A 20,563-nucleotide genomic window follows, 5' to 3' on the forward strand; every position below is an offset into this window, starting at 1 on the left:
GTGTGCCCCCGCCTCCGGGCACGTCGCGTCCCCACCCGAGCGCGTCGTTAGGCTGGCCCGATGCCCCTGTCCTACGAGATCGCGACGACGACGCTGAGCAACGGGCTGCGCGTCGTCGTCAACCCCGACCGCCGGGTGCCGGTCGTCGCCGTCAACCTGTGGGTGGGCGTCGGATCGCGGCACGAGGCGGCCGGGCACACCGGGTTCGCCCACCTCTTCGAGCACCTCATGTTCCAGGGCTCGGAGCACGTCGCGAGCGGCGAGCACTTTTCCGCGATCATGGGCGTCGGAGGGCGCCTGAACGCGACCACGTGGTTCGACCGGACGAACTACTTCGAGACCGTGCCACGCGGCGCCTACGAGCTCGCGCTGTGGATGGAGGCCGACCGCCACGGGCGCCTGCTGCCCGCCCTCACGCAGGCCAACCTCGACAACCAGCGCGATGTCGTCAAGGAGGAGAAGCGCCAGCGCTACGACAACGTGCCCTACGGCACGGCGCTGCACACCCTCTACGGTCTCGTCTTCCCGCTCGGGCACCCCTACCACCATCCGACGATCGGGTCGATGGCCGATCTCGACGCCGCGAGCCTCGCCGACGTCCACGCGTTCTTCGCGACGCACTACCGCCCGTCGAACACGGTGCTCACCCTCGTGGGCGACCTCGGCGTGCAGGAGGGCTTCGCGGCCGCGGAACGCTACTTCGGCGACCTCCCCGACCGCAGCGTCCCGGAGGGGACCGTGCGCCCCGACGTCCCCTCCCTGCCTCCCCTGCAGGGCCCGGTGCGCGTCGACGTCGACGAGGTCGTCCCCGCCAAGCGCGTGTTCCTCGGCTTCCGGCTGCCGCCCGACAACACCCCCGAGTTCTTCGCCGCGGCCGCGGCGCTGGACGTCCTCGGTGGGCTCGAGACCTCGCGGCTGGAGCGGAGGCTGGTCCGCGACGGGGCCGTGGCCGACCACGTGTCCGCGGCCGCGATGGGCCTCGTCGAGGGGACGTCGTTGGGATTCCTCGCGGTCGAGGTCGCCGACGGGCACACCGTCGACGAGGTCGTCGACGTCGTCGGGCAGGAGCTGTCCCGGCTCGGGCGCGAGGGCCCGAGCGCCCTCGAGATGGAGACCGTGTTCGCGCAGAACGAGCGGGCCTGGCTCAGCTCGCTGGCCTCCCTCGAGGAACGCGCCGACCACATCGGCCAGCAGGCCACGCTGTACGACGACCCGCGGGGCATCAACACGGTGCTCGACCGGCTGGCCGCGGTGACCGCCGACGAGGTGACGCGGGTGGCCGCGCGGTGGCTCGACCCCTCCGCGGCCGCGAGCGTCGTCTACGACCACGACGAGCGCGGCCGGGATCACGCAGCCGACGTCGCAGCGGACGTCACCCCCGCCCCGGACGCGTCCACGACCGCGCAGGAGTCCCGATGAGCACCGCACGCCCGTCCGTCGCGCCCGCCCCGGCGTGGTCCTTCCCGACGCCGGCCAGGTCGCGCCTGGCGACCGGGTTGGACGTGCTCGCCTACGAGCTGGCCGGTCAGCACGTCACCTCCATGCGCCTCGTCGTTCCCATGCCGTTGCGCGCCGAGCCCGCCGGTCGGGAGGGGGTCGGGACGATCCTCGCCCGCACCCTCGACGAGGGCACGGCGCGCCGCACGGCCGACGAGATGGCCGTGGCGCTCGAACGGTCGGGCGTGGCCCTGCGGGCCGGCCTCACCGACCACGGGCTCGTCGTCGACGTCGACGTGCCCCGCCGACGGCTGCGCGTCGCGGCGGAGCTGCTGCTCGAGTGCCTGGCGGAACCCGCCTTCGGGCCGACCGAGGTCGCCCGGCACGTCCGGTTGCGCCGCTCGGAGATCGAGCAGGAGCACGCCGACCCCGCGTCGGCGGCGGCCATCGCGTTCCTCGCCGCGCACTACCCGCAGGGGGAACGGTTCTCGCGGCCCGCGGCCGGGCCGGACGCCGGGGTCGCGGCCATCACCCCCGACGACGTCCACGCCCACCACCGGCGGTTCGTCCGCCCCGACGGGGCGACGATCGCCATCGCGGGGGAGGGAGCCCGCGAGGAGGGCGTCGACGTCCTCGCCGACGTCCTCGGCCGATGGGCCGGCCCGCTCGGGGACGCGCCGTCGCCGGGGTCGCTGCTCTCCGGCGAGACCCCCGGCGGGACCCCGGTCCCGGAGAAGGGCCCGGACGCGGGAGGGATCGTGGTCGTGGACCGCCCCGGCAGCGTGCAGAGCGAGCTCTACCTCGGCTGCGCGGGCCCCGATCGCCACGTCGAGGGTGGCTGGGCGCCGTTCCCCGTGCTCGCGATGATCGTCGGCGGGGCGCCCCAGGCGCGCCTGGACGCCGTGCTGCGCGAGGAGAAGGGCTACACCTACGGGATGCGGTGCGGCTTCCGCCCGCGTCCGGGGGCGGGGCTCTTCGTCACCTCGGGGTCGGTGCGCGCCGACGCGACCGTCGACGCGGTCCGCCTCACCTACGAGATCCTCGAGCGGGCGGGCGAGGGCTTCACCGACGCCGAGACCGGCGACGCCGTCGCGTTCGTCTCGCAGACCGCGCCCGGCCGATACGCCACCGCCGACGCCGTCGCGGCCGAGGCCGCCGCCCGGTGCCTGGACGGGACGGGCCCGGAGGAGACCGACCGTGTGCTCGCGCGGACCCGGACCCTCACGGCGGCGCGGTTGCGGGACGCGTTCCGCGAGCACGTGTCGGGGGAGTGGACCACCGTCGTCGTCGGCGACGCCGACGCGATCGTGCCGGGGCTGCAGGCCCTGGGGCGGGGGCCGGTACGCGTCAGCCGGTGACGGCGCCCGGGGCCGTGCCGCCGGCTCCGCGCGACGCCGGTCCTCGCTCGGCGCCCAGGTCGGCCACCGCCTCCGGGATCGACAGGCGTCCCAGCACCTCGTCGTGCAGGTGCCCGTTGGTGACGACGGCGCTGCGCCCCCACGGACCGGGGCGCCCGGCGAGCGACGTGAACGTGCCGCCCGCCTCGGTGACGATGGGCACGAGCGCCGCCATGTCGTAGATCTCGAGGTCGGGCTCGAGCGCGATGTCGACGCAGCCCTCGGCGAGCAGCATGTAGGACCAGAAGTCGCCGTAGCCGCGCGTGCGCCAGCACGCGTCGGTCAGGGCGATGAACTCCTCCAGCCGCCCCACCTCGCGCCAGCCCGACAGGCTGGAGTAGGACAGCGAGGCGTCCTCGAGGCGGTGGACCTCGGACGTCGAGATGCGGGTCGCGCTCGACAGGCTGCGCCCCGTCCACGCCCCGGTGCCCCGCGCGGCCCACCAGCGACGCCCGAGGGCGGGCGCGGCGACGAGCCCGACGACGGGTTCGTCGTTGTCGTACAGGGCGATGAGCGTCGCCCAGACGGGCAGGCCGCGGACGAAGTTCTTCGTGCCGTCGATCGGGTCGACGATCCACTTGCGCGATCCGCCGCCGGTCTCGCCGCCCTCCTCGCCGAGGACGGCGTCGCGCGACCGGACCCGCTTGAGCTGACCGCGGATCAGCTCCTCGGCGGCGATGTCCGCGTCCGAGACCGGCGTGAGGTCGGGCTTCGTGTCGACCCGGAGGTCGGTCGCCTTGAAGCGCGCCATCGTCACCCGCTCGACGGTGTCGGCGAGCACGTGGGCGAGGCGGAGATCGTCGTTGTAGTCCGGCACGCGCCCTACGCTATCGTCCGCGCCACGCCCGCAGCGGGACGCCGGGCCGCAACCACCCGGTCGCGGCCGGGCGGGTCAGCCGGCAGCCTTGCCGGTGCCCTTGCCGTGCTTGCCCGCCTTCGCGCTCTTGCGCGACGACCCGGTGCTCCGGCGCGTGCTCGCCGACTTCTTCGTGCCGGGCCCCTCCGGCTCACCCGGGCGGCCGACGGTGCCGCCCGCCGCGACGCGACGACTCACCTCACCCGCGTGGTCGGGAACGGTGAGCTGCAGCGAGCGATCGGTGCGCCGGTACCCCGTCGACGCGGGGCGCGGCGGGAGGACGATCGCCGGCTGCTCGACGCGCTCGTAGGGCACGGAGTCGAGCAGGTGCGCGATGGCGTTGATCCGCGCGGAACGCTTGTCGTCGCTCTCGACGACGTGCCAGCGCGCCTCGGGGATGTCGGTGTGGACGAACATCTCGTCCTTGGCGCGGCTGTAGTCCTCCCACCGGGTGAGGGACTCGAGGTCGGTGGGCGAGAGCTTCCACCGGCGCATGGGGTCGGTCATCCGGGAGCGGAAGCGCTTCTCCTGCTCGGCGTCGCTGACCGAGAACCAGTACTTGCGCAGCATGATGCCGTCCTCGATGAGCATGCGCTCGAAGATCGGGCACTGGCGCAGGAAGCGACGGTGCTCGGAGGTGGAGCAGTACCCCATGACCCGTTCGACGCCCGCCCGGTTGTACCAGGACCGGTCGAACAGGCGGATCTCGCCCGCGGCGGGCAGGTGTTCGACGTACCGCTGGAAGTACCACTGGGTGCGCTGGCGCTCGGTCGGCGCCGGCAGGGCGACGATCTGCGCGACGCGCGGATTGAGGTACTCCGTGATGCGCTTGATCGCGCCGCCCTTGCCGGCGGCGTCACGCCCCTCGAAGGCGATCACGAGGCGGGCCCCGCTCGCCTTGACCCACTCCTGCATCTCGACGAGCTCGGCCTGCAGCCGCAGCAGCTCGGCCTCGTACGTCGCCTTGTCCATCCGCTTCGCGCCCATCGCCCCAGTCTGGCATCGCGGAGGCCGGCGCGGTCCGCGGCGGACCGGACCAAGGTCCCGGCGTCGCCGCGCGGGGGCGTCGTCGCTGCCGGGTCCGTGGTCGCCGACGGGTGTCAGTCGCCGCCGCGCTCGCCGGCCCGGGCCCGCAGCAACCGGCGCAGCGAGTCGAGCCGGGCCTCCCCGCCGGGCCCCGCCCGGCCCGAACCGACCCACGCGTCCAGAGCGCAGTCCACCTCGTCGTGGGAGCAGCCGCGCGGGCACTCCTCGGTTCCCGGCTCGAGGTCGGGGAAGAACGTGACGATCTGCGCGGGCGCCACGTGCGCGAGGCCGAAGCTGCGCACCCCGGGGGTGTCGACGATCCACCCGTCGTCGTCGGGCAGGGCGAGTGCGACGGCGGAGGTCGACGTGTGCCGCCCCCGCCCGGTGACGTCGTTGACGTCGCCGGTGGCGCGGTGGGCCCCGGGGACCAGGGCGTTGACCAGCGTCGACTTGCCCACGCCGGAGTGCCCGACGAACACGCTGACCCGGCCCGAGAGCCGCGCCCGCAACTCCTCGATCCCGCGCGCGGCGTCGGGGGCGTCGTCGGCAGCGTCGTCGGCGGTGGGCGTGTTCGGCAACGACGTGACGAGCACTCCGGCGCCGAGGGCGGAGTAGCCCTCGACGAGGCCGGTGGGGTCGACGTCGAGGTCGGCCTTGGTCAGGACGATGAGCGGCACGAGCCCGGCGTCGTACGCGGCGACGAGACAGCGGTCGAGCATCCGCGGGCGCGGCGGCGGGTCGGCCAGCGCGGTGACGATGACGAGCTGGTCGGCGTTCGCGACGATGACCCGCTCGACGGGATCGGTGTCGTCGGCCGTGCGCCGCAGCACCGATCGGCGCTCGTGGACCCGGACGATCCGGGCCAGGGCGTCGGGGCCCCCGGCGACGTCGCCGACGAGACCGACCTCGTCGCCGACGACGACGCCCTTGCGCCCGAGCTCGCGCGCCTTCATCGCCGTGACCACCCGACCGTCGTGCAGGACGGTGTACCGGCCGCGGTCGACCGCGACCACGCGGCCGTCGACGGCGTCGTCGTGCCGGGGACGGTCCTTCGTGCGTGGCCGGGATCCCTTGCGATTGGGGCGGATCCGGACGTCGCTCTCGTCGTACGTCCGCCGCCGGGGGCTCACGCCGAGACGTCCTTGCGCGCCGGGGCGGCGGTCGATCCCGAGGGCCCGGCCGTCGCGGTCATGTCGGACCACAACGTCGTGAAATCGGGCAGGGTCTTGCCGGTCGTCGCGACGTCCTCGATCTCCACGCCCGGCACCGCGAGCCCGAGGACCGCCGCGGCCATGGCCATGCGGTGGTCGGCGTAGGTGCGCAACCGGGCGGGGGACAGCGGGGCGGGCGTGATGCGCAGGCCGTCCGGCGTCACCTGCACCCCGCCGCCCAGTCGACCGATCTCGGCGGCGAGGGCCGCGAGCCGATCGGTCTCGTGGCCGCGCAGGTGGGCCACGCCCCGCAGGGTCGAGGGCCCCTCGGCGAGCGCACACAGGGCGGCGACGACGGGCGTGAGCTCGCCGGCGTCGTGCAGGTCGAGGTCGACCCCGTGGATCGTGTCGCTGCCGGTGACCGTGAGCCCCTCACGGGTGAGGTGCACGTCGGCGCCCATCGCGTCGAGGATGTCGCGCATGTGGTCGCCGGCCTGGGTCGTGTACTGCGGCCAGTCGGGGACGTGGACGCGCCCGCGCGTGACGAGCGCGGCGGCGAGGAACGGCGCCGCGTTGGACAGGTCGGGCTCGACCTGCACGTCGAGCGCGTGGATGGGTGACGGCTCGACGCGCCAGTGGTTCGGCTCGCCGTCGTCGACGTCGACGCCGGCGTCCCGCAGGACCTCGACGGTCATCGTGATGTGCGGCTCGCTCGGCAGCGGCCCGCCGGAGTGGACGAGCGTGAGGCCGTCGGTGAACCGGGCGGCTACGAGCAGCAGGGCCGAGACGAACTGCGAGCTCGCCGACGCATCGACGTCGACCCGCCCGCCACGGACCGCCCCGGTCCCCCGCACGGTGAACGGCAGCGCGCCCCGGCCGTCGTCGTCGACGGTGACCCCCAGCGCCCGCAGCGCGTCCATGCCCGCGGACATGGGGCGGGCGCGGGCATGGGGGTCGCCGTCGAAGTGGACGTCGCCGTCGGCGAGCGTGGCCACCGCGGGCAGGAAGCGCATGACGGTGCCCGCCAGGCCGCAGTCGATGCGTCCGCCGCCGCGCAGAGGTCCGGGCTCGACGATCCAGTCGTCGTGCCCCTCGTCGCCGGGGTGGTCGGTCACCTCGACCCCCAGCTCGCGCAGGGCGGCCGCCATGAGGAGCGTGTCGCGGGAGCGCAGGGGCCGCCGGATCCGCGACGTCTCGGCGGCGAGCGCCGCGAGGACGAGGTAGCGGTTGGTGAGCGACTTGCTGCCCGGGAGGGCGACGACGGCGTCGATCGGGGCCCCGGGCGCCGGGGCCGGCCACGCCGGCCCGGGCGATCCGGCGCGCTCGTCGGAGGGGTGCGGGGGATGCGGGAGCGTCATCGGTGGTGCGGGTCCTCAGTTGTGCAGGGCGAGCTTGGCCTGGGCCGCGGCGAGCCTGGCCTCGCGGCGGGAGGCGGCGACCGCGTGGCGGGCGCGCCAGGTCAGGCCGGGCTTGCCGTCGGTGTCGACCGCGGCGAGCAACACGCCGCCGAGCAGGCCGAGGTTCTTGAAGAACTGGATCCGCTGCGTGCCGCGCTCGTCGTCGGACTTCCAGAACGGGTGCCCGGCGACGGTCGTGGGCACCAGCGACGCGGCGAGCAGGCCGCCGGCGACGCGGGGCAGTCGACCCGTGGCGAGCATGAACCCGGCGAGGGCCATTGTGGCGCCGTTGGCGCGGACCATGAGCTCGGGGTCGTCGGGCAGGCCGGTGTACTCGGCGAGCTTGCCCACGACCGGCCGGGCGAGGTCGGTGCGACCGCCCGGGTGCCGAAGGGCGTCCACGCCGCCCGTGACGAAGATCGCGGCGAGCATCGGGCGGGCGAGGCGACGGACGAGCGACATGGAGGCTCCTGTGCGGGGTCGGCGCGGGACCGGTGCGGTCGGACGCGAGAGCGGTGCGGTCGGGCCGGGCGCGGTCGCGCACGGCCGGGATTCCACCGTAGTGCGTCGCCCCCGCGCCCGCTCCCCTCACCCGCCCGTACGCGCCGCCGCGCCGGCGGGGGAGCGTCGGCCGGCCGCGTCGGTCGCCGGCGGGCCCCGATCACCGTCGCGGGCGTGAGGAGTCTCCCTATGCTGGGCCCCATGTGCGGCAGGTACGCGGCGAGCAGGACCACCGACGAGCTCGTCGAACAGCTCGAGATCGAGGCCGACCACACGGCCCCGCCCACCTCCGGTGCCGGCGGCGCCGAGGGTGCCCCGCCCCGGTGGGTGCCGCAGTACAACGTCACGCCGTCGCAGGAGGTCCCGGTCGCCCTGACACGCGTGCCGCGGGGGCGGGCCGACGGGGGCGAAGGTGAGGGCGGCGCTGCGGACCCCGCGACCGACGGCACCGCGCCGGTCCGTCAGCTGCGCCTGCTGCGGTGGGGGCTCGTCCCGTCGTGGGCGAAGGACCCCAAGGTGGGGATGCGGATGACGAACGCGCGCGCCGAGACCCTGCTCACGAAGCCCGCGTTCCGCCGGGCCGCGCGGTCCCGCCGATGCCTCGTGCCCGCCGACGGGTGGTACGAGTGGCAGACGAGCCCGGTCGCGACCGACGCGAAGGGCAAGCCGCGCAAGCAACCGTTCTACATGCGGCGCGGCGACGGTGCGGGCCTGGCGTTCGCCGGTCTCTACGAGTTCTTCAAGGACCCGGGCGCCGCCGAGGGCGACGATCCGTGGCTCGTCACCTTCGCGATCGTCACGGGGCCGGCGGAGCCCGGACTCGACCGCATCCACGACCGGCAGCCCGTGGTCCTCGACCCCGATCGGTGGGCGGCGTGGCTGGACCCGGCGGAGCAGGACCCCGACGTCGTCGCCGGGCTCCTCCGCCCCGACCGGCCGGGGCGCTTCGAGGCCCACCCCGTCGGACGGGCCGTGGGCAACAGCCGCAGCGAGGGCCCGCACCTCGTCGAGCCGGTGGGGATGCAGGAGCTGGAGGGCGTCGTCGACCCCGCCACCGGCGAGATCCTCGGCGCCTGAGCGCGGCCGCGCCTGGTCCGCCGCGGGGGCCGCCGGGAATGGCGGGCGCCGGCGGTGGGTTGTGCTGGCTGTCCAGCATCCGCGCAGGAAGGTGAGTCCGTGAACGCGACCGTGGAGCGTCCGACCGCGAGTCCGCGCCGTGGCGCGGCCCGTCGGGGGAGCTCTCGCCCCGGCACCCCGGCGCCCAGGGCCGTATCCTGGGGGGCGATGAGCAACGACCCCACCCAGGCCGAGCGTGCGTCCGGCGCCGTCGGTGACGTGACTCCTGACCCGACCGTCGACGGTCCCTCCGTGGCGAGCGGCGGCGACGCGCCGGGCGCCGACCTGCCCGACCCCGCGACCGAGACGCCCGCGCAGCGCGCGGCCCGCTTCGAGGCCGACGTCATGCCGTTCCTCGATCAGCTCTACAGCGCCGCCCTGCGCATGTCGCGCAACGCCGCCGACGCCGAGGACCTCGTGCAGGAGACGTTCACGAAGGCGTTCGCCGCGTTCCACCAGTATCGGCCGGGCACGAACCTCAAGGCGTGGCTGTATCGGATCCTCACGAACACGTACATCAACTCCTATCGCAAGAAGCAGCGCCGGCCGCAGGAGTCCGACGCCGCGGACGTCGCCGACTACCAGCTCGCGCGCGCGGAATCACATTCGTCCCGGGGTCTGCGTTCCGCCGAGACAGAGGCGCTGGATCACCTGCCCGACAGCGACGTGAAGCAGGCCCTGGCCGACCTGCCGGAGGACTTCCGCCTCGCGGTGTACCTCGCCGACGTCGAGGGGTTCGCCTACAAGGAGATCGCCGAGATCATGGAGACCCCCATCGGGACGGTCATGTCACGGCTCCACCGCGGGCGTCGTCAGTTGCGCGAGCGTCTCACCGACTACGCCCTCGAGCGCGGCTACACGAGCGGGGGTGCCCGGGCATGAGCGAGCCCCTGCCCATCCCCGAGACGCCCGACGGCCGCACGGACTGCACGGAGTTCGCGCTGCGCGCCTACGAGTACATCGACCAGGAGATGACGGTCGAGGATTGCGACCGGGTCCGGCGCCACCTCGACGAGTGCGCCGAGTGCTTCGGCGAGTACGAGCGCGACGTCGTGCTCAAGGCCCTCATCCGCCGCTCCTGCGCCTGCGAGGAGGCCCCCGTGGCCCTGCGCTTGCAGATCATGACCCGCATCACCCTCGCCTACGGCTCGACGTCCGACGAACGAGGTCGCGGTCGGCGCTAGACCGGACAGCGCACGACACGAGGCCCCCGCACCGATCATCGGTGCGGGGGCCTCGTGCTGTGTCGTTCGGGTCAGGCGTTGGGACGACGGCCGTGGTTGGCGCCGTTCTTCTTGCGGGCCCGACGCTTGCGTCCGCGCTTGCTCATGTCTGCTCCCATCGGTCGGCGTGCTGCTGCTTCTCGCCATTCTCGCACACGGGCCCGGCGCGTCCGGATCGACGCCGACAGCCGCGGGTCCGGGCGTCCCCGGGGGGGAAAGGGCGCGCCCTCCGCGACCGGACGGACGTCCGTCCAAGAATTGTCGATCATTCTCCTGGACGTCCGACAAGGAATGCTTTGGTACTTGTATTGGACGTCCGACTGACTTTCGCAGAGAAGAATGTATTGGACGTCCGACTCATAGACTTCTCCACATTGGTCTGCATTTGGTAAAGAAATTGGTCTTTCGTCCGAGACGGGTGCAAGGATGAGGACATCGAACTTCCTTCGGGGGAATGTCGTTCGGTCCCAACGTTTTTCGTCCTTTCATCATTCACTTTCGAGGAGACCCTCATGTCCTTCGCCGCGCAGCCCAAGTCCACCGTCCGCACCGCCCGCACGTGGTGGTGGCACCCGTCGCCCTCGGACGTGGCCCCCCAGGCCGAGTCGGCGACGTGGTGGTGGCACCCGTCGCCCGACCCCGTCGTCGGCCGCGACTGATTCGTTCGACCGGATCGCGACGTCCTCTCGGTAGGATCGCGATCCGTGGGCAGTGGGGGCGGCCGGAGCGGTGCCGGGGACGGGGGTCCCGGCCGCGTCGCCGACGCCCCGCGCCCGCGCCGGCAGCAGCGGGGGCGCGCGCCGCTCGTCGCCTTCTGTGTCCTCCTGGCCGCGGCCGCGGTGGCGGTCGCCGCCCCGGGGGTGGGCCGCCTCATGGAGGTCGCCGGCAGCCCGGACGGGTGGCTGAGCGCCGTGGCGCTCGGGGTTCTGGGTGTCGTCAGCGCCCGTCTGCGGGCGCACGAGACGGAGTCGGACGTCGACCTGTCCTTCACGGCGGTCGTGCTCCTGTGCGCCGCCGTCTTCCTCGGTCCGGCGGGGGCGGCGCTCCTCGGGGCGGCGGTGTCGTCCGGCAGCGGGGACCGGCTCGTGCGCAGCGTCAACGCCGCCATGACCGCCCTCGTCGGGGCCTGTGCCGCCTGGGCCTACCTCGCGGCCGGCGGCGTCGGCCTCGCGGGGCAGCTGCGCCGCGGTGACGACGACCTCGTCGTCGGATCGGGGATGTGGCCGCTCGTCGAGTCGGTCGCGGTGCCGCTCGTCGTCGCGGACGTCACGCTCATCGTCGCCAACGTGGCCGTCCTGGCCGTGCTGTTCCGGTTGTCGGGCGGGAACGCCCGGACGGTCGTCACCGGCCCGTTCACCCGCAACGTCGTCATCTACCTCGCGTACAGCCTCATCGCCTTCACCTTCGTCATGCTCTGGGGGCCGGCCGGCGTCGGTCCTCTCGCGGCGGTCCTCGTGACGGCGCCACTGCTCGTCGCGCGGTGGGCCTACCGCCAGGACGTGGCCGAGCGCCGGGCCCGGTCACGGATCCTCGAGGCCATCGCGGCGGCCGCCGAGTCCCGCGACGGATCGGCGCGCCGCCGGCTGCGGCTGCGGGCGCTGGCGCGTGCCATGGCCGCCGAGCTCGGCCTGTCCCCGCGCGCCCGGGCGAACCTCCTGCGTGCCGTCGACCTGCACGACGTCGGCACGGTGGCCGTCCCCCGAGCGATCCTCGACGGCGGCCTCGACGAGCTCGAGGACAGCGCGCAGGCGCGCGACCACCTGCGCCGGCACCCGGTGGCGGCGTACGAGATCCTCTCGCCCCTGGACTTCCTCGGCGACGTGCCCCGCACGGTGCGACACCACCACGAGCGGGTCGACGGCCGCGGATACCCCGACGGCCTGGCCGGGGAGCAGATCCCCCTCGCCGCCCGGATCCTCGCCGTCGCCGACGTGTACGAGGCCGAGGCCTGGCCCGACGACGAGAGCGCGCCGGGCCTGCACGCCCGGGCCGCCCGCGCCGTCCGGGACGCCGGCGGCGCCCAGCTCGACGCGCGGCTCGTCGACGTCCTCGCGGGCGCTCTCGCCCGCCGCGGCGACGGCCCGGCCGTCGCGGCCTGGCTCGACGCCCTCGGCGACGGCGACGAGCGGGGCGACCCCGCGACCGTCCGCCCCCGACTGCGCCACGCGCGCGCGACCGTCTCGGACCTGCTCGCGCTCGACGAACGGCCCCCCGACGCGGGGCCGACGGGCGCGGAGCGGGCCCACACCCGGCCCGCCGGGCGTCGCTCCGGCCCACCGAATGCGTCCCGGGCTCCCCGACCCGCCCGACCGGCCGGGAGCCGGCGTCGCCGACTCCTCGACGGCGGCGCCCTCCTCGGGGCCGGCGCCGTCGTCGGGGCGCTCGTGTGGTGGGCCGGCGCCGGTCAGCCCCCCGGGGCGCGGGAGTTCCTCCTGGCGGCGGCGCTGACCATGCTCGTCGGGGAGCGCCTCCCGGTCTCGAGCGGCCGCCTGCCGACCGCCTACGCCGCCTGGGCCGTCGGCCTCGGTCTCGCGCTCGCGCCGGGCGCGGTCGGGATCGGCGCCGCCGGGCCCGGCGCCGACGTGGCGTCGTCCGGTCCGGTGCCGCTGTGGCAGGTGCTCGTGGCGGCGGGCCTCGCGTCGGGCGCCGGGCTCGTCCTGGCGGCCGCGCGGCCGGGCGCCACCGCCTCCACCGCCGACAGGGAAGACCTCGTCGACGCGCTGGTCCGGGGGGCGTCGGTGGCGGGGGCGGCCGCGCTGGTGCGGGTCGCGGGCGCGGACGGACGCCCCCTCGTCGAGGAGTTCGCCCGGCACCCGGGATGGTGGACGACGCTCGCGGCGACCGGCGTCGTCGTCCTCGCCCTGACCTTCAGCTGGCTGGTGCGCGGTGCGGTGGCGGCGTCGACGCGGCGGACCGCCCTGCACGAGGAGCTGGGTCGGCTGTGGGGCGCGGCGCTCCCGATCGCCCTCGCGACCGGTGCGACCGGCGTGATGCTCGCGGTCGCCGCCCCGGTGGTCGGCGCCCTCGCGGCCCCGCTCGTCGCGGCCCCGCTGTGCGTCGTCTCCATGGCGGTGCGGCGACAGGCGCAGGTCGCCGACGCCCACGAGGAGAGCCTGCGCGCCCTGTCGCGGCTGCCCGAGATCGCCGGAGCGGTCCATCCGGGACACGCCGAGGCCGTCGCCGCGACGGCCCAGCGGCTCGGCCGGTCGTTCGGGCTGGGCGCCCGGGCCCTGGCGCAGGTCCGCGAGGCGGCGCTGCTGCACGACGTCGGGCAGGTCGGCCTGCATCGACCCATCCCGGGCGGGGCGACCGTGCTCGCGGCCCCCGCCGACCAGGAGCGGATCGCGGCGCTGAGCGGCGACGTCGCCCGCCTCGCGGGGGTCGACGAGACGGTCGTCGACGTCATCACCCAGCAGTCCGTGCCCTACCACGAGGTCGTCCGCGAGCAGCGCAGCCTCGGGCTGGCCGCCCGGCTCCTCAAGGTCGCCAACGCGTTCGACGACCACCGACGCAGCGACGAGGGCGTCGAGGTCGGCGCGCTCGACCCGGGCGACGCCGCTCGCGCCGCGCTCGAACGGCTCTACCTCGGCTACGGCCATGAGTTCGACCCCCGGGTCGTCGACGCCCTCGACCGCCTGCTCACCTCGGGCTCGCTCGACGGCCCCGGCGTCGCCGCGGGGGAGCGTCGCTCCGGCCCGGCACCCGGCCCGGACGGCGACCGGGGCGACGGGACGACGCGGTCGCGCCGGGGCCGCCTGCGTGCTCGTCCTCGCGGCGTCGGCGCCGTGTCGGGGGCGCAGCGTGCGCGGGGGACGAGCGCTTAGGATCGGACGGGCGTCGCCGACGGGCCACGGGCTCGGCCGCCGCCACCCGCGCCACCGGCCTCCGCGTGGCACCGAAGCACCCTCGTAGCCCCCGAGCAGAAGGAATGCGCGTGAACATCACCGTCGTCGGCCTCGGCAAGATCGGCCTCCCCCTCGCGGTCCAGTTCGCCGACTCCGGACAGCACGTCCGCGGGGCGGACATCAACCCGGCGGTCGTCGAGGCGGTGAACGCGGGCACCGAGCCGTTCCCCGGTGAGGCGCACCTCGCCGAGAAGCTCGCCGCCTGCGTCGGAGACGGGCGCCTGAGCGCGACGACCGACACGCGCCAGGCCGTGTCGGAGTCCGACGCCGTCGTCGTCGTCGTTCCGCTGTTCGTCGACGCCGACGGCGTGCCCGACTTCGGGTGGATGGAGAACGCGACGCGCGAGATCGCCGCGGGCCTGCGCCCCGGCACCCTCGTGTCGTACGAGACGACCCTGCCCGTCGGCACGACGCGAGAGCGCTGGAAGCCGATGCTCGAGGAGGGATCGGGTCTGACCGAGGGCGTCGACTTCCATCTCGTGTTCTCGCCCGAGCGCGTGCTGACGGGCCGTGTCTTCGCCGACCTGCGCAAGTACCCGAAGCTCATCGGCGGCCTGTCCGGGCAGGGCGCGGCGCGCGCGAAGGACTTCTACGAGGCCGTGCTGCAGTTCGACGACCGGCCCGACCTGCCGCGCGGGAACGGGGTGTGGGACCTCGGCTCCGCGGAGGCGGCCGAGATGGCGAAGCTCGCCGAGACGACCTACCGCGACGTGAACATCGGTCTGGCCAATCAGTTCGGTCGGTTCGCCGCGAGCCGGGGCATCGACGTCTACCAGGTCATCGAGGCGTCGAACAGCCAGCCGTACAGCCACATCCACCGGCCCGGCATCGCCGTCGGCGGGCACTGCATCCCGGTCTACCCGCGCCTCTACCTCTGGAACGACCCCACCGCGACCGTCGTGCGGGCCGCCCGCGAGGCCAACGCCGACATGCCGGCCTACACGGTGGGCCTCGCCGCGGGTGCCTACGGCGGAGACCTCTCGGGCGCGAGGGTCGTCGTCCTCGGCGCCGCCTACCGGGGCGGCGTGAAGGAGACGGCGTTCTCCGGCGTCTTCCCGACCGTCGAGGCGCTGCGCGCCCAGGGCGCCGAGGTGTTCGTGCACGACCCGATGTACTCCGACGACGAGCTCGGCCGGTTCGGCTTCGCCCCCTACGCCCTCGGGACCGACGTCGACGTCGCCATCGTCCAGGCCGACCACGCGGAGTACCGGGACCTGTCCGCCTCCGACCTGCCCGGTGTGCAGGTCGTCGTCGACGGCCGCCGTCTCCTCGACCCGGCCCGCTTCGACGGCGTGCAGTTCCGCACCGTCGGGAAGGCCTGACCGCCGCCTCGGCCGGACCGCGGCCCGGCCCCCGCCCAGCACGGTGGCCGGATCGTGAGATGTCACCGCTGACCGTCACCTCTCGACCCGTCGCGGTCGGTCGTGCCGTCTCACGATCCGGTCGTGGGCCGGGGCGGGCCCGCGATCGACCGGTCCGCGCCGACACGACCCCGGAGCTCGTCGCCGCCTCCTTCGCCGCGATCGAGCGCCTGCGGATCGACGGCCGGGCGGCTCGGCAGTGGGCGCCGCTGACCGAGCGGGGAACGGAGGTGAGCTCGCGAGCCGCAGCGAACGCGACCACGACCTCGGGCTTCGCGCAGGCGCGGGACGGGTGGGTCCGCCTGCACGCCAACTATCCGCACCACGCGGCGGCCCTCACCGCGACCCTGGGCGTGTCCTCGCGGCCGGAGCTCGACGCGACGGTGGCGGCCCTGCCCGCCGCCGAGATCGAGGACCGCGTGAGCGCCGCGGGTGGGATCGCCGTCGCGGTGCGCACCCGGGCCGAGTGGGCGCGTCATCCCCACGGGGCGAGCGTCGCCGGCGCGCCGTGGGTGGAGGTCGAGGCGGGCGCGAGTCGGCCCGCGCTGCCGGAGCCGCGCGAGCGCGCCGGCCCGCTGGACGGGGTCCGCGTCCTCGACCTCACGCGCGTCATCGCCGGGCCCACGTGCTCCCAGCTCCTCGCCTGCCTCGGCGCGGACGGGCTGCGGATCGACCCGCCGCACCGCCCGGAACTGTCCGACCAGTACCTCTCGAACGCGATGGGCAAGCGGTCCGTGGCCCTCGACCTGCGCCGCAGCGGGGCGCGGCTCGACGCGCTCCTGGCGTCGGCGGACGTCGTCCTCCTCGGCTACCGTCCCGGCGCCCTCGCGCGCGTCGGGCTCGACCCGGTCGCGCTCCGCGAACGCCACCCCGACCTCGTCGTCGCCGCCCTGTCGGCGTGGGGCGAGGCCGGCCCGTGGGGACGGCGGCCCGGCTTCGACTCGATCGTCCAGGCCGCGTGCGGCATCGCCGACGCCTGCGGGGAGGACGGCCGGCCCGGCGCGCTGCCCGTCCAGGCGCTCGACCACGCGAGCGGATACGCGATGGCGGCCCGGGTGATCACGCTGCTCGCCCGCGGGCGGGGCGGGCTCGTGCGGGTGAGCCTGCTCGGGGCGGCGAGGACGCTGCTCGACCTCGACGCCCCCCACCGGAGGCGCCGGCCGACCTCGACGTCCCGACCGTCCTCGTGCCCGGACCCGGCGGCGAGCTGGAGGCCGTCCCGCCCCCGGTACGGCTCGACGGCGCGACGATCGAGCGCCCCGTCACCGGGTACGCCGCCGCCGCGGCGGAGTGGCTCCCGGGCGCTCGTCGGTGAGCGCGGCCGACGCGACCGCGACCGGTCAGCGCCGGCGCCGCGGGTCGACGAGTGCGGCCGGGACGACCGTGACGCGGAAGGGGGCGTCCAGGGCGAGCGCTTCCTCTCCGGTGGCGGTGCCGACCCGGACGTCGGCGTCGCCGTCGAGGTCCCAGGCGGTGATCGACGCGGAGGCGGGGTCGACACCGGGGTCGATCACCCAGGAGGAGGGGCATCCGGCGGCCTCGTAGCGGGCCCGCTTGAGTTCGAGGTCGATCAGGCGGGGTGCTGGGGGTTGCCGTCATCGGGCGTCGCGTCGAGGTCCTCGACGGTCCACGTGTGTCGGATCGGAAGCGTCGTCATGGCGCTCATCGTCTCGTCACCGGGGTCTCGGGTCCAGGGTCATCCCCGCATGCTCAGCGAGCGCGGTCGAGCAGGACCTGCGCGACGCGCTCGGCGGTGTGGCCGTCGCCGTAGGGTGTGCCGCGCGGCGCGATGGGCGCCTCGCGGACGGCGACGTCGGCCAGGCGCGTCAGGTCGTCGTCGAGGACGTTCCAGCCGCCCGCGAGGGTCTCGACCCACTCGGTCTCGGGCCGGATCGTCGTGCACGGGGTGCCCAGGAGGAAGGCCTCCTTCTGCAGGCCGCCGGAGTCGGTGACCACGCCTGCGGCCCCCATGACGGCGCGCACCATCTGCGGGTAGGCCAGCGGGGAGGTGCTGTACAGCGACCCGCCGACGAGGTCGAGGCCGTGCTCGGCCGCCTTCGCGACGAGGCGCGGGTGGGCGAGCAGGACGACGGGCGCCGGCGCCGCGCGCAGCGCGTCGAGGATCGCGCCGAGCCGGTCGCGCGTGTCGGTGTTGTCGGGGCGGTGGATCGTCGCCAGGAGGAACGGCTGCCCGAGGTCGAGGCCGTCGCCGAACCCGGTGACGTCGAGCGCGTCCGCGAGGGGTGTGTCGGCGACCTTGTCCCGCACGAGGTGGCAGACGTCGGTCATCACGTCGCCGACCATGACGCTGCGCTCCGCGAGCCCCTCGGTGGTGAGGTGCCGCATCGCCTCGTCGGTGGGCGCGAGGAGCAGGTCGGCGGCGTGGTCGGTGAGGACGCGGTTGTGCTCCTCGGGCATCCGCCGGTTGAAGCTGCGCAGGCCGGCCTCGAGGTGGGCGACAGGCAGGTGCATCTTCACGGCCGAGACCGCCGCCGCGAGCGTCGAGTTCGTGTCGCCGTAGACGAGCACCCAGTCGGGGAGGTGCTCGGACAGGACGGGGTCGAGGCCCGTGAGCATCGCGCCGGTCTGGACCCCGTGGCTGCCCGAGCCGACCCCGAGATGCACGTCGGGCGCGGGGATCGCGAGGTCCTCGAAGAAGACGTCGCTCATCTTCGCGTCGTAGTGCTGCCCGGTGTGGACGATGACGTGCTCGACCCGGCCGGTCCGGGCCAGCGCCTGCGCGACCGGGGCCAGCTTGACGAACTGGGGGCGGGCACCGACGACACTCAGGACCTTCACGGGGTCTGCCTTCCTGCAGAGGGTGGCGCGATAGTCTGCACCGAGGTGGGACGCCGCCATTCTCGCTCATCACGGGCCCTGCTGCGGGCCCCGGCGGGCGGGAGGGCAGCGGTCACGCCGGCGCGGGCCGGCGGGTGGTCCGCGCCAGCCGCGTCACCGGCCGCCGAGCACGACCGAGAACGAACACGCCGTCCACGAAGGGGCACCAACGTCATGACCGACTTCATCCCACCGGCCAAGCCGCTCATCGGTGAGGAGGAGCGCGCCGCCGTCGACCGCGTGATGCGCAGCGGGATGCTGGCACAGGGTCCCGAGGTCAAGGCGTTCGAGGAGGAGTTCTCGGCGCACTTCGGCCTGGGCCGCCCCTGCGTCGCGGTCAACTCGGGCACCTCCGGGCAGCATCTGGGCCTCCTGAGCAGTGGCATCGGTCCGGGCATGGAGGTGATCGTGCCCTCCTTCACCTTCGCCGCGACCGCCAACTCGGTCGCCCTGACCGGCGCCACGCCCGTCTTCGCCGACATCGACCCCGCGACCTTCTGCCTCGACCCGGCCAGCGTGGAGGCCTCGATCACCGAGCGGACCGCGGGCATCATGCCGGTCCACCTGTACGGGCACCCGGCGGCGATGGACGAGCTGCGGCGGATCGCCGACGCCCACGGCCTCCAGCTCTTCGAGGACGCGGCGCAGGCCCACGGTGCGTCGCTGCACGGCACCCCGGTCGGCGCGTTCGGCACCTTCGGCATGTTCAGCCTCTACCCGACGAAGAACATGACCTCGGGCGAGGGCGGCATGGTCAGCTGCGCCACCGACGAGGTCGAGCGCCTCATGCGCCTCTACCGCAACCAGGGCATGGAGCGGCAGTACCACAACGAGGTCGTGGGCTTCAACAACCGCATGACCGACATCCACGCCGCGATCGGGCGCGAGCAGCTCAAGAAGGTCGACGCGTGGACGGCCACCCGGCAGCGGAACGCCGCCTACCTGTCCACGAACCTGGCCGGCGTCACCACGCCGCCGGTCGCCGACGGCGCGGTGCACGTCTACCACCAGTACACGGTGCGGGTGGCCGACGACCGCGACGGCTTCGCGAAGGCCCTCAAGGACGAGTACAACGTCGGGTCGGGCATGTTCTACCCGGTGCCCAACCACCGCCTCACGCCGTTCATGGCCGCCGTCGAGCTCCCCGAGACCGAGCGGGCCGCCGCCGAGTGCCTGTCGCTGCCCGTCCACCCCTCCCTGAGCCAGGGCGACCTCGAGCGCATCGTCGAGGCCGTCGGGGCGCTCGCGAAGGCGGGTGCCTGAGATGGCGAACCTGCGCGCCGGGCTCATCGGCCTCGGCATGATGGGCCGCAACCACGGGCGGGTGCTCGCCGGGCTCGACGGGGTCGACCTCGTCGCGGTCGCCGACGCGAGCGGTCAGGACCCGCACGGCGTCGCCAAGGGGCGCCCGCTGTTGAGCAGCGTCGAGGAGCTCATCGAGGCCCGCATCGACTACGCCATGGTCGCCGTGCCGACCGTGTACCACGAGCCGGTGGCCACCGCTCTCGCGGCCGCGGGCGTCCACGCGATGATCGAGAAGCCGCTCGCGCAGGACACGCCGGCCGCCCAGAGGATCGCGAAGGCCTTCGCCGACGCCGGTCTCGTGGGCGCGGTCGGGCACATCGAGCGCTACAACCCGGCGCTGCAGCAGGCCCGGGCCCGCCTCGAGAACGGCGACCTCGGCGACGTCTACCAGATCGTCACGCGCCGCCAGGGCCCGTTCCCGGCGCGCATCGCCGACGTCGGCGTCGTCAAGGACCTCGCGACCCACGACATCGACCTCACGAGCTGGGTGCGCCAGCAGCCGTACGCGTCGGTCGCCGCCGGCACCGCCCACCGCAGCGGGCGGGAGTTCGAGGACCTCGTGTCGATCACCGGGCGTCTCGCCGACGGCACCGTGACGAACCACCTCGTGAACTGGCTGTCGCCGTTCAAGGAGCGCGTCACCGTCATCACTGGCCAGAAGGGCGCCTTCGTCGCCGACACCCTGACGGCCGACCTCACGTTCCACGCCAACGGGTCCGTCGAGACGACCTGGAGCGACATCGCGAACTTCCGCGGGGTCTCGGAGGGCGACGTCGTGCGGTACGCCATCCCCAAGCGCGAGCCACTCCTCGTGGAGCACGAGAACTTCCGCGACGCCGTGCTGGGCCTCGAGGCCGACATCGTCACGCTCGAGCAGGGCCTGGCGACCGTCCGCGTCGCCGAGGCGGCGATCGAGTCCTCCCGGACCGGGACGACGATCACGTTCTGACCCGCCGCCGCGACGCACCCCGGACGCCCCGACCTCGCGTGAGGTCGGGGCGTTCGCGCGCTGGGGTCCGGGGGCACCGCGGCATCGCGTGGCCCCGCGGC

The 20,563-nt window shown here is 74.7% G+C and carries 19 protein-coding genes and 1 pseudogene; 12 read left to right on the plus strand and 8 right to left on the minus strand.

What is annotated here, in order from left to right; genetic code table 11:
• The first annotated feature begins 60 nt into the window (after positions 1-60).
• Both ICW24_RS07750 and ICW24_RS07755 read left to right on the plus strand, forming a co-directional pair.
• The gene (locus ICW24_RS07750; protein WP_226345147.1) at positions 61-1,419 is read left to right on the plus strand and encodes a M16 family metallopeptidase; all 1,359 of its coding nucleotides are present in this window, start codon (positions 61-63) and stop codon (positions 1,417-1,419) included.
• Entirely contained in the window at positions 1,416-2,795 is a 1,380-nt protein-coding gene (locus ICW24_RS07755) for a M16 family metallopeptidase (protein ID WP_226345148.1), read from the plus strand. The genes ICW24_RS07750 and ICW24_RS07755 overlap by 4 nt, the downstream gene beginning before the upstream one ends.
• On the opposite strand, the gene hisN is transcribed toward ICW24_RS07755, so the two are convergent.
• The 5 genes from hisN to ICW24_RS07780 form a co-directional block, all read right to left on the minus strand.
• A complete protein-coding gene (gene hisN, locus ICW24_RS07760; RefSeq protein ID WP_226345149.1) occupies positions 2,785-3,651 on the minus strand; it encodes a histidinol-phosphatase in 867 nt (288 codons plus the stop codon). The genes ICW24_RS07755 and hisN overlap by 11 nt on opposite strands.
• Positions 3,652-3,726: 75 nt before the next feature.
• Positions 3,727-4,677: a polyphosphate kinase 2 gene (ppk2, locus tag ICW24_RS07765; RefSeq protein WP_226345150.1), complete on the minus strand. Its 951-nt coding sequence runs from the start codon at positions 4,675-4,677 to the stop codon at positions 3,727-3,729.
• A gap of 113 nt (positions 4,678-4,790) precedes the next feature.
• On the minus strand, positions 4,791-5,846 hold the full coding sequence (gene rsgA / locus ICW24_RS07770) for a ribosome small subunit-dependent GTPase A (protein ID WP_226345151.1): 1,056 nt from the start codon (positions 5,844-5,846) through the stop codon (positions 4,791-4,793).
• Positions 5,843-7,225 (minus strand): 3-phosphoshikimate 1-carboxyvinyltransferase, encoded by a 1,383-nt coding sequence (gene aroA, locus ICW24_RS07775; RefSeq protein ID WP_226345152.1) that lies wholly within the window; start codon positions 7,223-7,225, stop codon positions 5,843-5,845. Before aroA ends, rsgA begins: the two co-directional genes overlap by 4 nt.
• A 15-nt stretch (positions 7,226-7,240) precedes the next feature.
• Positions 7,241-7,726 carry a DoxX family protein gene (locus ICW24_RS07780; RefSeq protein ID WP_226345153.1) on the minus strand — a complete coding sequence of 162 codons (486 nt, stop codon included), beginning with the start codon at positions 7,724-7,726 and terminating at the stop codon, positions 7,241-7,243.
• A 240-nt stretch (positions 7,727-7,966) separates the two neighbouring features.
• Here ICW24_RS07780 and ICW24_RS07785 point away from each other — a divergent pair, with 240 nt between their 5' ends.
• From ICW24_RS07785 to rsrA, 3 genes are all read left to right on the plus strand, one after another.
• Positions 7,967-8,842: an SOS response-associated peptidase gene (locus ICW24_RS07785; protein WP_226345154.1), complete on the plus strand. Its 876-nt coding sequence runs from the start codon at positions 7,967-7,969 to the stop codon at positions 8,840-8,842.
• A 111-nt stretch (positions 8,843-8,953) separates the two neighbouring features.
• On the plus strand, positions 8,954-9,763 hold the full coding sequence (locus tag ICW24_RS07790; RefSeq protein ID WP_443588044.1) for a sigma-70 family RNA polymerase sigma factor: 810 nt from the start codon (positions 8,954-8,956) through the stop codon (positions 9,761-9,763).
• The gene (gene rsrA / locus ICW24_RS07795) at positions 9,760-10,065 is read left to right on the plus strand and encodes a mycothiol system anti-sigma-R factor (protein WP_226345156.1); all 306 of its coding nucleotides are present in this window, start codon (positions 9,760-9,762) and stop codon (positions 10,063-10,065) included. Before ICW24_RS07790 ends, rsrA begins: the two co-directional genes overlap by 4 nt.
• 71 nt (positions 10,066-10,136) lie before the next feature.
• Here the strand turns inward: rsrA and ICW24_RS19905 are convergent, their stop codons facing one another.
• On the minus strand, positions 10,137-10,211 hold the full coding sequence (locus ICW24_RS19905; RefSeq protein WP_372360565.1) for a 50S ribosomal protein bL37: 75 nt from the start codon (positions 10,209-10,211) through the stop codon (positions 10,137-10,139).
• A 405-nt stretch (positions 10,212-10,616) separates the two neighbouring features.
• Here ICW24_RS19905 and ICW24_RS07800 point away from each other — a divergent pair, with 405 nt between their 5' ends.
• The 5 genes and pseudogenes from ICW24_RS07800 (at position 10,617) to ICW24_RS19265 (ending at position 16,685) form a co-directional block, all read left to right on the plus strand.
• Positions 10,617-10,763, plus strand: coding sequence for a hypothetical protein (locus ICW24_RS07800; protein ID WP_226345157.1), 147 nt, complete (start codon positions 10,617-10,619; stop codon positions 10,761-10,763).
• Positions 10,764-10,808: 45 nt separating this feature from the next.
• On the plus strand, positions 10,809-13,928 hold the full coding sequence (locus ICW24_RS07805; protein ID WP_226345158.1) for an HD domain-containing phosphohydrolase: 3,120 nt from the start codon (positions 10,809-10,811) through the stop codon (positions 13,926-13,928).
• A gap of 110 nt (positions 13,929-14,038) precedes the next feature.
• Positions 14,039-15,331, plus strand: coding sequence for a nucleotide sugar dehydrogenase (locus tag ICW24_RS07810; RefSeq protein ID WP_226345159.1), 1,293 nt, complete (start codon positions 14,039-14,041; stop codon positions 15,329-15,331).
• Positions 15,332-15,390: 59 nt separating this feature from the next.
• A pseudogene (locus tag ICW24_RS07815) lies at positions 15,391-16,455 on the plus strand (CoA transferase); the annotation flags it as partial.
• 101 nt (positions 16,456-16,556) lie between these two features.
• Positions 16,557-16,685 carry a hypothetical protein gene (locus tag ICW24_RS19265; protein WP_264176420.1) on the plus strand — a complete coding sequence of 43 codons (129 nt, stop codon included), beginning with the start codon at positions 16,557-16,559 and terminating at the stop codon, positions 16,683-16,685.
• Between the two features lie 25 nt (positions 16,686-16,710).
• Here the strand turns inward: ICW24_RS19265 and ICW24_RS07820 are convergent, their stop codons facing one another.
• Positions 16,711-16,884: a hypothetical protein gene (locus tag ICW24_RS07820; RefSeq protein WP_226345349.1), complete on the minus strand. Its 174-nt coding sequence runs from the start codon at positions 16,882-16,884 to the stop codon at positions 16,711-16,713.
• A gap of 196 nt (positions 16,885-17,080) precedes the next feature.
• Complete coding sequence (gene wecB / locus ICW24_RS07825; protein ID WP_307781315.1) at positions 17,081-18,169, minus strand: non-hydrolyzing UDP-N-acetylglucosamine 2-epimerase; 1,089 nt, start codon at positions 18,167-18,169, stop codon at positions 17,081-17,083.
• Between the two features lie 213 nt (positions 18,170-18,382).
• On the opposite strand from wecB, the gene ICW24_RS07830 reads away from it, so the two are divergent.
• Together ICW24_RS07830 and ICW24_RS07835 are read left to right on the plus strand one after the other, a co-directional pair.
• Positions 18,383-19,471, plus strand: coding sequence for a DegT/DnrJ/EryC1/StrS family aminotransferase (locus ICW24_RS07830; protein WP_226345161.1), 1,089 nt, complete (start codon positions 18,383-18,385; stop codon positions 19,469-19,471).
• 1 nt (position 19,472) lies between these two features.
• Entirely contained in the window at positions 19,473-20,462 is a 990-nt protein-coding gene (locus ICW24_RS07835; RefSeq protein ID WP_226345162.1) for a Gfo/Idh/MocA family protein, read from the plus strand.
• The last annotated feature ends 101 nt before the right edge of the window (positions 20,463-20,563 follow it).

The organism is Agilicoccus flavus (assembly GCF_014857905.1).
Classification (GTDB): Bacteria; Actinomycetota; Actinomycetes; order Actinomycetales; family Dermatophilaceae; genus Agilicoccus; species Agilicoccus flavus.